The sequence below is a fragment of the Paenibacillus sp. 2TAB26 genome (genome assembly GCF_052115145.1).
GTDB lineage: Bacteria > Bacillota > Bacilli > Paenibacillales > Paenibacillaceae > Pristimantibacillus.
Genome location: NZ_JBFRGC010000021.1, coordinates 21,661 through 37,243, shown reverse-complemented (window position 1 = coordinate 37,243; position 15,583 = coordinate 21,661). Strand labels below are relative to the sequence as shown.

Sequence of the window (15,583 nt, the reverse complement as noted above, 5' to 3'; positions counted from 1 at the left end):
TAATACTTACTAAAAGGAGAACAACATTACAGTGAATATACATGATGTGGCAAAAAAATCCGGTTTATCTGTTGTAACGGTTTCTCGAGTCATCAATAATGCACCGTCTGTTCGTGAAAAGAACAGGGAGAAGGTATTAAAGGCGATGGAAGAATTGAATTATCAGCCCAACTCCGCTGCCCAAAGCCTAATTCGAGGAAAGACCGGAATTATTGGCATGACCATTATGAATCTTAACGATTCTTTTTACGATAGAGTGATTAAGGCAGCCAATCGGAAATTAGCAGAGCAAGGATACTTTCTAACCTTGTCAATTTCGGAAAATGAGGGGGAAGGGGACACCAGCAATTTCTTATTTCAGAAGGACAGGGTGGATGGCATTATTGTCCTCTCCCCGATTGAAGAAGAAAGCTATATCGCCGAGTTGAAAAGAAAGAATATTCCTTTCGTTCTACTGGATAATCAAGAAGAGCATGAGGATGTATCGAGTGTGGTTGTAGACAATTATTTAGGTGGGTATGAGGCTACGAAGCACTTGATAGATCTAGGTCATACGGAGATTGCCCATATTGGGGGACCAACGCTGTTCTTGAGTGTTAAGGAGCGAAGAAGGGGGTACTTGCAAGCCTTGTCCGAAGCAGGGCTAACCCCATTTGCTATTGAGTATAGTCAGTTTACGGTAAGTGATGGTTACAAGGTAGCTAAGAAATGGATCAGAGATGACAGCCTGCCGACGGCCATATTCGCAGCAGATGACTTCATTGCACTTGGGGTTATCCATGCTCTAAGCGAAGAAGGGCTAAGTGTTCCTCATGATATTTCAGTCGTAGGTTATGATGATCAGGTGCTGGCTGCTGGGTTTTTCCCAAGATTAACGACCGTCAGGCAACCTGAAGCACAATTAGGCACTATCGGTGTTGAACTGCTCCTGAAGCATATTAACGGCACGATTCAGGAAACAACGATCACCAAGCTTACACCCCAATTATTAATTAGAGAATCAACGGCCTACTTGAGAAAAAATAACTCGATATAAATAGGAGTGACGATTTACTTGAAATATTATATGGGTATTGATGCAGGGGGAAGTAAAACCTATGCCCTCGTCGCTAATTCTGAGGGAACCATTCTGAGTGTAGGAAGAGGGGGAAACGGCAATCACCAAACAAATCGTGATCAAGCGGAAGAAAGCCTGCGTAGTGCAGTCTCAGATGCATTACGGCAAGCCCAATTAACCGTTGATCAAATCGAATTTGCTTGGTTTGGCTTAGCTGGTGCGGACAGAGAAAGCGACTATCGCATCTTAAGGCCAATCATTCAGAAGATGAATCTTCCGAATACAAATATTTCGTGTGATACAACAATAGCGCTTCGAGCAGGAACGAATCAGCCATTTGGTGTTGTTCTCATCTGTGGAACAGGGGTGAATTGCTCGGGAATGAACAGAAAAGGCGAATCCTTTCAATGCGGGGGATTCGGCTATATGTTCGGTGACTTTGGCGGAGGGCAAGATTTGAGTATAGAGGTATTCCGCAGTGTAATGCGTGCCTGGGAGGGAAGAGAGGAAGAAACGAGCTTATCGAATTTGCTGATAAATAAATTAGGGTATGAAAGCGTTGAGGCGTTAAGGGATAATTTCCTTGATTACTCCAACTATTTGCCTGTCGAAGTTGCAAAATTGTTGTTCGATGCCGTGCAGCAAGGGGATGAAGTAGCTAGGCGTATCTTGATAAAGCAGGGCGAAGAATTGGGTTTAGCGGCCGCAGCAACTATCAATCGATTAGCCATGAACGAGGAGAAATTCGATATTGTCTTGGCAGGCAGTATATTGACACGCGGCGATCAGGACGGGCTGCTGCGGAGTATTATTGAACGAAAGGTTAAGCAAGCAGCGCCGCGTTGTTCGATTACTATTTTACATACGGAGCCGGCGGTTGGTGCTCTCATTCTAGCCATGGAGAGCAGTGGTGAGGAGGTATCACCCGATATTATGAATAACTTAACCGAATTTAAGCTAAAAAATATTCGAAATATTCAAAATGTTTAAAAAACGATGTAAAAAATAATTATAGTGAGTGGGAATTATCTGTAATCGCATCATGCCAGTTATGCTCTTTATCAGAATTGGTGTCATTGAATTTTTCGTATACTGAAAGCGGTTCCATTCCATTGTTAGAACTATTCCTATAGGAAGGATGAGTTGCTACAGCAGCAGGTAGCAGCGGTTCAAACTAGCAACTCAAGAGATATTAAATACCTATGTTATCTGATTTATTTAATCTTGGCAAAGGAGCAAAAGGCGAATGAAAATCAACTCAAAGCCAACTAGACGCAGCCTATTTATGAAACAATGGGATCTTCAATCTATGGTTTTGCCCGGAATCATTTTCGTATTTGTATTCAGTTATATTCCGATGTATGGGGTATTAATGGCTTTTCAGCAATATGACATTTTCGCAGGGATTTGGGATAGTCGGTGGGTGGGATGGACTAATTTTCGGCTATTTTTTAATGCTCCGGAATTTTTTAATGTGCTGCGCAACACGATAGCTATCAGTTTTTTAAAGCTGCTCATTTCTTTCCCAGCACCGATTATTTTGGCTCTCATGCTTAATGAGATTCGAAATATGGCGTTTAAGCGCATCATTCAAACGGTCAGTTACCTGCCTTATTTTTTATCCTGGGTCATCGTATCCGGATTCGTCGTCTCATTGTTATCGGTTGATAACGGTACAGTGAACATTCTTCTCGCAAAACTGGATCTCATAGAGCATCCCATAAATTTTCTATCCATCCCTGAGTACTTCTGGTCGATTCTAGTAAGCGTCAACGTGTGGAAGGAGGTTGGGTTTGCAAGCATTGTATACCTAGCCGCCATTGCAGGAGTAGATCCGACGCTGTATGAAGCTGCATCTATTGATGGAGCAAGCCGATTTAAGCAAATGTATTTAGTGACGCTTCCATGTATAACCCCGGTTATTATCATCTTCATGATTTTGGCCATTGGCGGGATCCTTAGTGCTGGATTTGAAGATATTCTATTGCTAGCCTCCAATCCAATTCTCAGAGAATATTCAGATGTCATAGATACCTATGTTTATCGAGTAGGCATTCAAAATTCACGGTTCTCTTACGCGACAGCTGTTGGTTTGTTCAAATCTATTATTAGTGTAGTTTTACTGCTAATAGCCAATAGAGTGGCACGCAGGGCGGGAGTTAGTCTTTGGTAATTCATTTTGCAATATAAAGGGGGGAATGCAAGCATGAGGCTAAGCACGGGTGATAAAGTATTTCAGAGTTTGATATATGCGAGCCTGGTCATTTTGGGGATCGTGATGTTCTATCCTTTCTGGAACTCTCTAGTTATTTCCTTTAATGAAGGAAGAGATACGGCACTTGGCGGAGTTACGATCTGGCCGAGGGCATTTACACTTGAAAATTATAATGTTGTATTCAAGGATACTCGATTGTTGAATTCCTTCTGGATCTCGGTGATGCGTACAGTGATCGGCACGATTCTGTCCGTATTCGTTACGTCGCTGCTGGCATACGGGATGTCTAAGAGAGATCTACAGCTAAGGAATTACTATATGATTTTCTTCATTGTGACGATGTTTTTCAGCGGCGGATTAATTCCGACCTTCCTGCTGGTGCGAAACCTTGGATTGATGAACACGTTCTGGGTCATGATTATTCCGGGATTGATCAGTGTTTATCATATGATCATTTTCCGTACCTTTTTCTCCGCGCTTCCCGACGGACTGGAAGAATCCGCGAAGATCGATGGATGCAGCAATTACGGAATCTTCTTTCGAATTGTTGTGCCTATTTCGGGTCCAATTATAGCTACCATTGGATTATTTACGGCGGTGGGGCATTGGAATGATTGGTTTACCGGAGCCATTTATATTTCCAAGGATGAGCTATTGCCCATTCAGACCTTATTAAGGCAAATTATGAATTCGAATATTATGACAGAAATGTCGTCCGGCAATGCAATCGCAATGGAACATATCAACAGAAACCGAAGCATAACGACAAAGTCTCTTCTGATGGCTACGATGATGGTTGCTACTATTCCCATCATTCTGACCTACCCTTTCCTGCAGAAATATTTTGTCAAAGGGGTATTGATCGGTTCGATAAAGGGATAGTCCCAATAAAAAAAAGAAGGTAGGGGAAAAAATGAATACAAGATTGAGATGGGTGTCGTTATTGATTGTCCTGATGGTTTTTCTGGCTGCTTGTTCAAACAACAACAATGGGCCGCAAGTATCGAACAACCCGGATAATTCCGGAGGAAACGACGGTCCAAAGCCGGTAACGTTTTCATTTTATGGTCATTATGATTGGTTAACGACGGCACCTTGGGCGGATAACGAAGCGACCAAATGGATTTTGGACAACAAGAAAGTTACCGTTAAGCCGATTCAATCTGGCGGCGCATCGGTGGAGAAGCTGAACACGATGATTGTCTCTGACGATTTGCCAGATGTCATATTTACTGATCGCGGTGCGACAGTTGACCGCTTGGTTCAAGCACGAAAGCTTGTGGCGCTTGATGAGTATTACGATAAGTATCCCAATTTCAAAAAGTATGTGAAGGAATCTACGCTCAATCTACTTCGTTCCGAGGATGGGAAAATCTATCAAATTCCAAATTGGTATACATCGGGAACCTTTGGGAACGGCGGATGGATGGTAAACATAGAAATTTATAATGAACTTGGCAGACCGAAGCTGGAAACATTCGATGATCTATACAATTACTTAATTAAAGTCAGAGACACGTACCCAGATGTTGTACCGCTTGAAGTTGGGGAGAAGGGCGCCGGCTTGGAATTGTTGTACGGAGGCTTCAAAGAAGGTGTAACTAGCAAATTCATCGGTATGAGGGGTTATCCGGAAGGCGACAAGCTAGTCTCGATCTATGAGGACTCTGCATTTCAGGAAACGATGAAGTATATTAGCAAGCTATTCCGAGAGAGAGTGATTACCCAAGATGCTATTACACAAACCCAGGATGCAGTCAAAGAAAAAGTAAACACAGGCCGAGTGGCTGTTATGGTCGAATCGAATATTACAACTTACGGAGCAGAAGGGCATCGTGAATTGACTAAGGTTAAACCAGACGGTGGTTACGAAATTATTTGGCCGATTCATAAAGCTGGATTGGACAAAAAGAATATTTTTGTGAGTGGATTTGAAAGCTTAGGATGGAATGTCAACGTTATTACGACTGAAGCCAAAGATCCCGAAGCAATCTTCGCTTATTATGACTGGCTTACAGGACCTGAAGGACAGAAGGTTCTATTCTTCGGACCGCAAGGCCTTTATTGGGATGAGCAAAATGAGGATGGATCTCCAATTCCGAATGAAAACTATAAAAATGGGGACGTCAATAAGCGTTCGGAAACGATGAGGAAATTTGAAGATTTCAACTGGGCGGGCAACACGACCTTCATCGATAAAGCCAAGGTAAGCTTGGAGATGGCCTTGTCGGAGAAGCTAAGATCATGGGAGACGATAGCGCAAAGCTCTGTCACTTGGGAGACATCAAAGGACATTACCGAATTCGTCAATGTGGATCCGCTGCCTGATTCAGAGCTCGGCATTATCTCACAGCAAATCTCTGATATTTTCACAGTAGCCTTTGCAAATATGGTGTTTGCTAAATCTGATGATGAGGTCGCATCCATCTTAGAGAAAACATCAAATGACGCAGAAAAAGCAGGACTGAAGCGGCTGCTCGAATTTAAAACCGAGAAATGGCAGGCGAATGTTAAGAAAATTAATGCCGAATATTGAGTGGAGCAAGGTGTAACCCAGTTCTACAATAGGGGGGCCGGAGTATGAGTCATTTAAAATCATATAGGATCGTTGCATTAATGCTTATTTTTAGTATGTTATTCACTTCATTTAGCTTTGCAGCGGAGGCAGAATCGGAACGGGATATTGTCGATCATTGGGCTAATAAGGAATTAACAGAATGGATGGATAAGGGTTGGTTGAAAGGCTACGGGGATGGTTCAATTCAGCCGGATCAGCTTTTAACAAGAGCCGAATTTGTAGCGCTTGTTAATCGATCCTTTCAATTCACGAATGAATCCGAGCTGACCTTCCAGGATGTGCCTAAGCATAGTTGGTTTTATCAAGATGTTGCAAAGGCTGTCGCAGCTGGTTATATCAGCGGCAAGAGTGCAAAGCAATTCGCGCCGAGAGAGTTCATTACAAGGCAGCAAGCGGCTGTTGTTATAAATCGGCTGCTTCAATTGCAAGTGGATAAAAATGCTGCGATGATGGAGTTTTCGGATAGTGAACAATTTGCCGAATGGGCCAAGGAAGCAATTGGCAATGTGGTCATTCAAGGTATAATGCGCGGCTATAATTCTGCAAACACATTTAAGCCTTTGAATCCATTGACACGTGCGGAGTTGGTGGTTATCCTGGATCGCTCGCTGCAAGTTAAATTAAGCCAGCTTCCCATCAAACCGGAAAACGGGAATGTTGGTGGAAACGGCAATAACGGAAGCGGCAATAGCGGCGGCAATAATGGAGGCAACGGCAACGGGGGAGTAACCTCGCCAGTTGAAGAAGAGAACACGCCGTTCAAAACCGAGATTACGGTACGAACGGTTAACCAGTTTCGGAGTGCAAGTGATGTAGCGGACTTTGTTGAGCAAGCCGTTAAGTACAATGTGGATATTATTAATATGAGTGTCAAGCAAGACGAAGACGATGAAGTGCCTTCAGGCCATGTATTTTACAACAGTGCGATCGCCCCCATAGCCGATGGCTATGAGAGCTTTGATGCTCTTTCGCAAGTGATCACGCAGGCGCATCAGAAGGGTATCGAGGTTCGTGCATGGATTCCTCAGTTCCATGATCAGGCAGCTTTTCATAAGGATCCAAGCTGGCAGATGCACGCTTTAGTTGACGGTATTGTAGTTCCTTATACAGGCTCGAATGGCAGCGAGTATTTCGTCAACCCGATCCATCCCGATGTTCAAGCTTATGAGCGCTCGATTATTGAAGAGGTCGTAAGCAATTATGATATAGATGGCGTGGTTCTCGATTGGTTGAGATTCGATAATTACAATATGGATGTAAGCAGCTACACGGTTAACCTATACGAGAGCATATACGGATATTCGCCGCTGGATATTAACTTTGATGAAGATTCTACTCGCAGGAATGAATGGAATGAATGGAGAACGGATCAAATCGGCGGCTATGTGCAGGATGTTCGTGAGGATATCGATGAGATTAAAGCGGGTATGGAGCTGGGCGTTTTCATTTTGCCTCCGGAATTCGTTGAGGTTGGCCAGAATGCTTCGAAGTTCAAGGATGCAGTAAATTTTGTCGCTCCGATGGCTTATTTCGATGATTGGGGATTCAATGAGGAATGGGTGTATGACGAGAACGGAATTTTATCCGATACATCGTTCCTTGTTGGTTCTGGAGTAGCTATCGTGCCGACGCTCGATGACAATTGGACGGATGACGAATATCAAGCGGTGTATGGCGGAATTCGAGAGAACTTTCCTGCTATTACACATCTCTCTTACTTTAATTATGGCGCTTGGGATTGGAATGTGCTTAAGGCAATCGATGCGAGAAGAGCTTGGCCAACTGCAGGCTGGGAGCCGCCTGTGGAGCATGATTATGATGCTGTTCTTCCACAGCCTTGGAAAGCTAGAAATATCGGTTTGAAGTCTGGCGATGCATCCTATGATGCGGCGGACGAGACATTCACCTTAACAGGAAGTTCAACCGATATTTGGGGAAATAACGATCTATTAAATTATATTTATAAGCCACTGCATGGGGATGGATGGATTATAGCGCAAGTGACTGTGATGGAAGAAATGAGTGAGTGGGCCAAAGCAGGCTTGATGATTCGTGAGACGCTGGACGTGGACGCTAAGCATGTAGACATGATGGTTACGCCAGTTAATGGAGCCACCTTTCAATATCGGGAAAATGAGGGGGGAGGCACCGTCGATCAGACGATGGTTGGTAGTCCGCCATTGTGGCTTAAGCTGAATCGCAGCGGCAATGTATTTACCGGTTCAATTTCAAATAATGGAGTGGACTGGACGGTAGTCAGCAGTTTTGAAACGATTATGAATGATGTTGTCTATATAGGCTTGGCACTAAGCAATCCAGCTAGTACAAGTGATAATAAGGCAGTATACACTAATGTTCAGGTTATCGCCGGTGATGAAGAAAGTAAGAATTAGTATAATTTTGCAAAAAGGGTTTGCGAGTATCTTGGCAAGCCCTTTACAACGGTATCACTCAAAATAAAATTGGTGAAAATCTGCAGCTAGTCGAGTATTCGCTTCGCTACGACTAAGAAACCGACATAGAGCAGTCGGTTTTTTAGTATGGAATGACTGCCTTATTCCTTATAAATAGTGAGGCTCTGACGAAAATGGGAAAACAATGCCTGTTCGGTCGCAAGGAGCTGAAAGAATAAGCCTCAGAAACCACAATCAAAGTGGAATCCGAGGCTTATTTTTTTTGATTTTACATGCAAAGCGGGGGGCTCGAAAATATTGAAATGACTGATGTAGCTGCCCTTTCTCGGCTATCTCCGTCAATGATTATGGTGACTCGCTAAAGATTATGTGTGCAAGGTTAAGCCAACTCGCTCGGCGATGATTATAGACGGTAATTGTACAGCTCGATAAGCTTGGAATAATTAAACCGCATTTGAAGGGAGCACAAGCAGCATGACCTTAGAGAAGTATGAGGATCGGATTATAGAAAAACGCCAAAGCCATGATGAACGCTTTAATAAATATTCACCCTATTGTGATTTTATTTATTACCCGTCATCCAAGGAGCCTGGTCTTCGCCTGGCGATGAGAATATTAAAGCCTACAGAGCCTTCGCCTATTTTAGTCACGACACATGGATGGCATATGAGCATCCCACCCTTCGAACATAGGGAAGAGCCTTACGGGGGTGGTAACTATCTTGTGGTCGAGGTTGATATGCGAGGGAGAGCTTTCTCTGATGGCCGCCCTGACTGCAATGGGTGGGAGCTGCTCGATGTAATAGATGCAGTCCGGTTTGTGCAAGACCATTATCAAGAATACATTAGTAATTCTCAGTTGGTCTATTTCGAGGGTGGAAGCGGCGGAGGCGGGAACGCTTATGCTATAATCGCAAAGTTTCCGGATTTTTTTGCCGCAGCTACGGCAATGTGCGGCATTTCGGATTATGCGCTTTGGTATGAGCAGGATGAGATTGGAGAATTCCGCGATGAATTGGATGTATGGATAGGGTTTCCTCCCAAGCATAATCCGGAGGCTTATCAATCACGTAGCGGCTTGGCGCTGGCCGAAAATTTGCTTACCCCGTTGTTTATTGCTCATGGCGATAAAGATATTCGTGTGCCGGTGGAGCATGCGCGGATCTATATGAAACGGATTCAAGAGCTCGGACTATCAAGGAAGGTTCATTATTTGGAACTGGCGGGGGTAGGCACAAGGGAGCACTGGGGAAATGCTTCAAGCGATCAGCTTGTTCAAATGCAGGAGCAAAGCGAGGTTAACCGTATACGTAATGCTGTCCCAATTGAGATTCCGGATAAGGGTTTATTCATCGTAGCGGGATATCTCGTCACGAAAAAATTCGCAGTAGTGCTGCAAGATTTGAACGAGGTGGCGGTCTTGCAATATGACTTGAATAGTAAGGTGTTCGATGTTGCGGGAGCAAAGTCAGGTTATTCGATCTACCATCGGGATGACTCTAAGCGCAAGAAGGATTTTTGGGGAGGATTGGCATGAAAATATTAATTCGTGATCGCTGGCTATATCTCATGTTGTTGCCTGGGCTTGTTTATTTTATTTTGTTTAAATATTTTCCAATGTGGGGTGTGTTGATCTCATTTCAAGACTACCAGCCTTATCTGGGCTTTTGGAAAAGCGAATGGGTCGGACTGAAGCATTTTATCCGACTGTTCAACGAACCAACCTTTGGTCTGCTATTTTGGAATACAGTTGTGCTGGCTATGTATAATCTACTGTTTTTCTTTCCGCTGCCGATTATTGTAGCACTCATGCTGAATGAGGTTAGAAAGGAATTTTTCAAGCGGTTTGTACAAACTTTGATTTATATTCCCCATTTTTTTTCGTGGGTAGTTGTAGTCGGTGTTTTCTACATTTTATTTACGGTTGAGGGTGGCGTGATCAATGAGCTTATCGTGAAAATGGGCGGAGAGAAAATCAATTTCCTTCTTAGCGCTGAGTGGTTCCGCTCGATGATCATGACGGAGATTATCTGGAAAGAAACGGGCTGGGGGACAATCATATTTTTGGCTGCATTGGCAGGGGTTGATCCCGGATTGTATGAAGCGGCAAAAATCGATGGAGCAGGACGCATTCGACAGCTATGGCATATTACGTTGCCAGCTATACGCGGCACGATCATCATTTTGTTGATTTTGCGGCTGGGAGACTTTATGGATACGGGCTTCGAACAAATTATATTAATGCTTAATGCTTTAAATCGAGAGGTTGGCGAGGTATTCGATACTTATGTCTATACGACCGGCATTAATCAAGGACAATTCAGCTACAGCACGGCTGTAGGACTGTTTAAATCCGTCATTGGGTTGATTCTTGTGCTTGGAACAAATGCCCTCGCTAAGAAGGCTGGGGAAGAAGGCATTTATTAGAAGAAGGATGTGAATTAGCATGAAAGATCGAACTGTTGGCGGGCGGTTATTTGATATTGTCAATATTACGGCTTTGATTTTGTTTGCCGTACTCGCTATGCTGCCGTTTTTATATATTGTTTTTAATTCCTTTCTATCATCAGAGGAATTTGCCAGGCGCGGTGTCGTGTTTTTTCCAAAGAAATTTTCATTAGATGCGTACATGTACATCTTCTCGACAAATACAATTGTACGCAGCTTGCTCAATACGATCTTCATTACATTGGCGGGGACAGCGATCAACATCATATTTACGTCTTTAATGGCCTATCCGCTATCGCGAAAAGAACTGCATGGAAGAAAATCGATTATGCTGTTGATCATTTTCTCGATGCTGTTTAGCGGAGGGATGATTCCAGCCTTTCTGGTTGTGAAGGCATTAGGCTTAATGAACTCGCTGTGGGCTTTACTGCTTCCGGGTGCGATCAGCGCATTCAATCTCATTATACTAAAAAACTTTTTCCAGCAGATGCCTGATGGAATTGAGGAAGCAGCAAAAATCGATGGATGCAATGATATAGGAATATTAATTAAAATCGTGCTTCCGCTTTCATTGCCGGCAATTGCTACCTTCTCGTTGTTTTACGCGGTAGGGCATTGGAACTCCTTTTTCACGGCCATTCTCTACATTAATGATACGGCTAAATGGCCGATTCAGATTTTGTTAAGACAGGTCGTTATTATGGCGGAAGGCGGCATTGGCGACGCAAGCCAGATGAGCGAATCGCTTGCGATTCCGGCGCAGTCCGTCAAGATGGCTGTGATAACGGTATCGACGCTTCCGATTCTAATAGTCTATCCATTTTTACAGAAGCATTTTGCCAAAGGGGTTCTATTGGGTTCGGTTAAAGGATGACGTATGATGCGTCGTCATTTAATATAAAACTATGAGAGCAAGGGGAGGATTTTTAAATGAAGGGTTGGAATCGCTTACAAGTTGCTATGAGTTTTGGTGGTGCTATCATTCTATCAGCGGTCCTATTGGCTGGTTGCAGTCAGGGAGCCGGCAAAGGCACAAACAGTGCGAAGGAGTCATTATCGGAGGCATCTACATCGGTACCAGAGGAAACGGCTAAGCCTGCTGCACCGATCAAACTGTCCATGATTAATCAATATTATTCGGTTGAGCCGCCAAAAGCGGATAATGAAGCGATTAAGTTCATTGAGGAATATACCGGGACGAAGCTTGATATTACATGGGTTCCTAACTCTGCTTATACGGATAAAATCAATGCGACCATTGCCGGCGGCGAGCTGCCGCAAATTATGATGATAACGGGTAACAAAAGCCCAAGCATCATTAACGCAGCAAAGTCTGGCATGTTCTGGGAAATTGGTTCGTACCTTAAAGATTATCCAAATTTGAGCAAGCTGAATCCGCTTGTGCTTGACAACATCGCCATAGAAGGCAAGACATACGGTGTATTCCGCAGCCGTCCCGTGGCGCGCGAAGGCATCATTTTGCGCAAGGATTGGCTGGATGCGGTAGGATTGGAAGCTCCTAAAACAATCGATGATTTCTACAATGTGATTAAAGCTTTTGCTACGCAAGATCCTGATAAGAATGGCAAAAACGATACGTTTGGGATGTACGAGGGCAGAGGCATGAACGGTTTCCAAGCGCTGCTCGCTTGGCATGGCGGATACAATATGTATGGCATTGAGGACGGCAAGGTTGTTCCTGATTTTTTCAAGAGTGAATACTTGGATGTGCTCAAGTTTTATAAACGGTTGTATGAGGAGAAGCTGATCAATCAGGACTTTGCGATTACTCCGGGTACAAAGCGCGTAGAAGCGATGAATCAAGGAAATGCCGGGTTGATTATTAGCGCACTAGATGATGTGAACAGTGGTTTTAATGATTTAATCAAAGTAAATCCAAATGCAGAGCTTGATGTAATTAGCAGAATCAGCGGTCCAGCGGGCGAACGTCAGATGCTGTTCAACGGCGGATATAACGGTTTGTATATGTTCCCGAAAACGAGCGTAAAAACCGAGGAAGAGCTTAAAAACATTCTTGCTTTCCTGGATAAGCTGTCTGATGAGAAAATTCAAAATTTATTTGAATGGGGAATTGAGGGCAAGCACTACAAGCAAGATAACGGAGTACCGGTTCGTACCGATGGCAAAGCCTATGAGACAGATATCAATTCGATTAACCAAATTCGTTACGATGACGGTGCTTTAGTGACAGCAGGCGAGGATGCGCCAATCGTAAAAAAATACAAACAAATGTTTAAAGACAATGTTGAAATTGTAGTTCCGAATCCAGTAGAAGCCTTTCAATCGACGACCTTGGCTGAGAAGGGACCCGAAATGACCAAAATTCTTACCGATGCCAGAGTGAAATTCATTATGGGCGAAATCGATGAGAGCGCTTGGCAAAAAGCGGTAGAGTCATGGCGTAAAAGCGGGGGAGACCAAGCTATTCAGGAATTGACAGAGCAATACAGCGCTGTACAGAAATAATGGTAGATTCGTAGCCATTCCTGAATAGTTAATCTACAATAACGAGATGGGGGTTCACCGCTTTATGAAGGGTGAATTCCTTAAGTTATTTGAAAATATGGAGGTTTTACTTATTTTAGGAAACCGGCTGCCGAAATTTTTAACGAGATTATTTCTATTCAACATGCTGCTGGGAACTCTTCCTGTCATCGTTCTTGGCGTTCTTTCTTATTATAAGTCCTCCGAGATTATTCAAGATAAAGTAACCAAGGCCAATCGTCTGAATTTGGAACAAACACAGCAAAGTGTTGAGCAGCTTTTGAAGATGGCGGACTTATCTGCTGTTCAATTTATGAATTCATCTCTTGTGAGCTCAGCTTTAAATATGCCGTTGACTGCTAATCAATTCGAAACTGTGAATGATTTGCTTCAAGGCTTACATAAGCTGCAAAGCTTCGAGCTCGGTATAAATGACATATGGCTCGTCAGCTTCAACAACGGATGGGTGATCGACAACAGCACGGAGGTTCTGCGGCTGGAAGCACTTAATCAAAAGGAAATGATTCATAACTACGCCAAGGTTGACAAGTCAAGCTTTTGGACGACTGCTGACGGGGGAAAGCAGGTTCATTTGGTCAAAAAGCTGCCGCTGCATGCACAAAGCCCCTCGGGATTAATCATCATCAAATTTATGAATAAAGAGATTACGAAATTGTTGACCAATAACAATGAGCTTGGCGAGGTGATGATTCTCGATCATGACGGGATTGTCATCGCACACAGCAATGAAGAACAAATCGGGCAGGATTTTCGCGATAAGAAAGAGCTGCAGTTTATGTTTGCCACGGCAGAGGCGGTTGGCGATAACCATGCGAAGATAAATACCGATATGGGCGTCAATTTCCGCAAATCCTCCTATAATAACTGGACCTATGTATCCATTTCATCGGTGAATCTCATTACGAAGGATTCCAAGGTCATTAAATGGTATACCTACACGGCATGTTTGCTGATTTTTGTAGGTACATTGTTTGTTGCCTTGCTGGGGTCTAGAAAAATGTACAGCCCGATCAGCCGTCTTTACCGCTTTCTTGCTGAGAAGGAAGAAGGATCAACGGTCAAGCGCAGCAGTGATGAGTTCCAATATATTGACAGCCAGGTCTATGAAATGCTGTATGCGAAAAATCGTCTCTCCGGCATTGTCGAAGGTCAGCAGCGCTATGTTGATGAGCTGTTCATGATCAAGCTTTATCAGGGAGAAGTGAGGGCCCAAGAAATGACGGAGCGAATGGATGCGATAACGTCAAACCGTAATTGGCATTATATTGGCGTCATGGCGATCCAGATTGATACGCTTGAGGGAACCCGGTATGAGAATAGAGATGAAGAGCTGTTGTTATTTGCTATAAACAATATTGCCGGCGAGGTTTTGAATGAAAGCGAAAGGCTGAAGCCTGTCGTTATGCAGCGCACACAGGTTACACTGATCGGCAGTAATGAGACGTCTGAGGAATTATTCAAGCTTAAAATCAATGCGTATGCCGATGAGACTAGAGAAAAGATTGAGCAGTTTCTAGGCTTGAAAGTAAGTGTAGGAATTAGCCGTTTTTATCCAACGGTTGAATCAGCTCCATGGGCCTATCAGGATGCAACCGAGGCGCTTAAATATACGATACGCATGGGTCCTAGCTGCATTATTCATATTATGGATGTCGAGCCGGAGGGAACGATCCTCTCGCATATTCCGGATGGGATTAAACAAGAGCTGCTGGATGCAATCAAGCTTGCTGATTATGCTCAGGCTGACCAGCTGCTTCATAAGTATCTTCAAGACATTTTCAATGAGAAGGTAGGGCATAGAGAATATTTTGTTCCTTTGACATCCTTCCTGTTGGATTTAGTTCGAATGGCGCAAAGCCTGGGTGAGCCGATAGACTCTCTCTATGATGGAGAAAAGTCATTAATCGACCAGTTGTATCAGCTCAAGACGATTAAGGAAATGGAGCAATGGTTTAGCCAAATTCTTATTTATCCGATGATGAATGTACTAGAGAAGAAACGTAGAAATCAATATGCCAAAATTTCCGATCAAATGCTCGCTATGATCCACGAAGAAGCTGAAACGGATCTTTCATTAGAATTATGCGCATCTCGAATCGGCTATCATCCGGATTATATCCGTGGTGTATTTCGCAAGGAGGTAGGTCTCAATTTCAGCGATTATTTATCGAATTTCCGTTTGCAGTTAGCCAAGAAGCTGCTGGTTGATACCGATTTGAAAATTTTGGAGATTGCCGAACGGCTGCGATACAATAATTCGCAAAATTTTATTCGATATTTCCGCAAGCAAGAAGGCATAACGCCAGGGCAATATCGAGAAAAAAATCAGAGACAGGAGTGATTGAT

The 15,583-nt window shown here is 43.6% G+C and carries 11 protein-coding genes; all 11 read left to right on the top strand.

Annotation, left to right across the window (positions count from 1 at the left end):
- The first annotated feature begins 31 nt into the window (after nucleotides 1-31).
- Nucleotides 32-1,036: a LacI family DNA-binding transcriptional regulator gene (locus AB4Z50_RS23015; protein WP_339204840.1), complete on the top strand. Its 1,005-nt coding sequence runs from the start codon at nucleotides 32-34 to the stop codon at nucleotides 1,034-1,036.
- A gap of 18 nt (nucleotides 1,037-1,054) precedes the next feature.
- A complete protein-coding gene (locus AB4Z50_RS23010) occupies nucleotides 1,055-2,047 on the top strand; it encodes an N-acetylglucosamine kinase (protein WP_441882599.1) in 993 nt (330 codons plus the stop codon).
- Nucleotides 2,048-2,303: 256 nt separating this feature from the next.
- Nucleotides 2,304-3,230 (top strand): ABC transporter permease, encoded by a 927-nt coding sequence (locus AB4Z50_RS23005; protein WP_339204838.1) that lies wholly within the window; start codon nucleotides 2,304-2,306, stop codon nucleotides 3,228-3,230.
- Nucleotides 3,231-3,263: 33 nt separating this feature from the next.
- Nucleotides 3,264-4,154 (top strand): carbohydrate ABC transporter permease, encoded by an 891-nt coding sequence (locus tag AB4Z50_RS23000; RefSeq protein ID WP_441882597.1) that lies wholly within the window; start codon nucleotides 3,264-3,266, stop codon nucleotides 4,152-4,154.
- Between the two features lie 31 nt (nucleotides 4,155-4,185).
- Nucleotides 4,186-5,808 carry an extracellular solute-binding protein gene (locus AB4Z50_RS22995; protein ID WP_441882595.1) on the top strand — a complete coding sequence of 541 codons (1,623 nt, stop codon included), beginning with the start codon at nucleotides 4,186-4,188 and terminating at the stop codon, nucleotides 5,806-5,808.
- 44 nt (nucleotides 5,809-5,852) lie between these two features.
- On the top strand, nucleotides 5,853-8,243 hold the full coding sequence (locus tag AB4Z50_RS22990; RefSeq protein ID WP_441882593.1) for an S-layer homology domain-containing protein: 2,391 nt from the start codon (nucleotides 5,853-5,855) through the stop codon (nucleotides 8,241-8,243).
- Between the two features lie 495 nt (nucleotides 8,244-8,738).
- Nucleotides 8,739-9,800: an alpha/beta hydrolase family protein gene (locus tag AB4Z50_RS22985; protein WP_441882591.1), complete on the top strand. Its 1,062-nt coding sequence runs from the start codon at nucleotides 8,739-8,741 to the stop codon at nucleotides 9,798-9,800.
- The gene (locus AB4Z50_RS22980) at nucleotides 9,797-10,690 is read left to right on the top strand and encodes an ABC transporter permease (protein ID WP_441882589.1); all 894 of its coding nucleotides are present in this window, start codon (nucleotides 9,797-9,799) and stop codon (nucleotides 10,688-10,690) included. The genes AB4Z50_RS22985 and AB4Z50_RS22980 overlap by 4 nt, the downstream gene beginning before the upstream one ends.
- A 19-nt stretch (nucleotides 10,691-10,709) precedes the next feature.
- Nucleotides 10,710-11,585, top strand: a complete 876-nt coding sequence (locus tag AB4Z50_RS22975) for a carbohydrate ABC transporter permease (RefSeq protein WP_441882587.1) — start codon at nucleotides 10,710-10,712, stop codon at nucleotides 11,583-11,585.
- A 56-nt stretch (nucleotides 11,586-11,641) separates the two neighbouring features.
- Entirely contained in the window at nucleotides 11,642-13,198 is a 1,557-nt protein-coding gene (locus AB4Z50_RS22970; RefSeq protein ID WP_441882585.1) for an extracellular solute-binding protein, read from the top strand.
- 64 nt (nucleotides 13,199-13,262) lie between these two features.
- Nucleotides 13,263-15,578, top strand: a complete 2,316-nt coding sequence (locus AB4Z50_RS22965) for a helix-turn-helix domain-containing protein (RefSeq protein ID WP_441882583.1) — start codon at nucleotides 13,263-13,265, stop codon at nucleotides 15,576-15,578.
- Nucleotides 15,579-15,583: the final 5 nt, after the last annotated feature.

What these genes read in the sequence shown, in the direction of transcription:
- AB4Z50_RS22985 (WP_441882591.1), top strand. Translation starts at nt 8,739, where the DNA reads ATGACCTTAGAGAAGTATGAGGATCGGATTATAGAAAAACGCCAAAGC.
- AB4Z50_RS23000 (WP_441882597.1), top strand. Translation starts at nt 3,264, where the DNA reads ATGAGGCTAAGCACGGGTGATAAAGTATTTCAGAGTTTGATATATGCG.
- AB4Z50_RS22990 (WP_441882593.1), top strand. Translation starts at nt 5,853, where the DNA reads ATGAGTCATTTAAAATCATATAGGATCGTTGCATTAATGCTTATTTTT.
- AB4Z50_RS22970 (WP_441882585.1), top strand. Translation starts at nt 11,642, where the DNA reads ATGAAGGGTTGGAATCGCTTACAAGTTGCTATGAGTTTTGGTGGTGCT.
- AB4Z50_RS22980 (WP_441882589.1), top strand. Translation starts at nt 9,797, where the DNA reads ATGAAAATATTAATTCGTGATCGCTGGCTATATCTCATGTTGTTGCCT.
- AB4Z50_RS22975 (WP_441882587.1), top strand. Translation starts at nt 10,710, where the DNA reads ATGAAAGATCGAACTGTTGGCGGGCGGTTATTTGATATTGTCAATATT.
- AB4Z50_RS22965 (WP_441882583.1), top strand. Translation starts at nt 13,263, where the DNA reads ATGAAGGGTGAATTCCTTAAGTTATTTGAAAATATGGAGGTTTTACTT.
- AB4Z50_RS23005 (WP_339204838.1), top strand. Translation starts at nt 2,304, where the DNA reads ATGAAAATCAACTCAAAGCCAACTAGACGCAGCCTATTTATGAAACAA.
- AB4Z50_RS22995 (WP_441882595.1), top strand. Translation starts at nt 4,186, where the DNA reads ATGAATACAAGATTGAGATGGGTGTCGTTATTGATTGTCCTGATGGTT.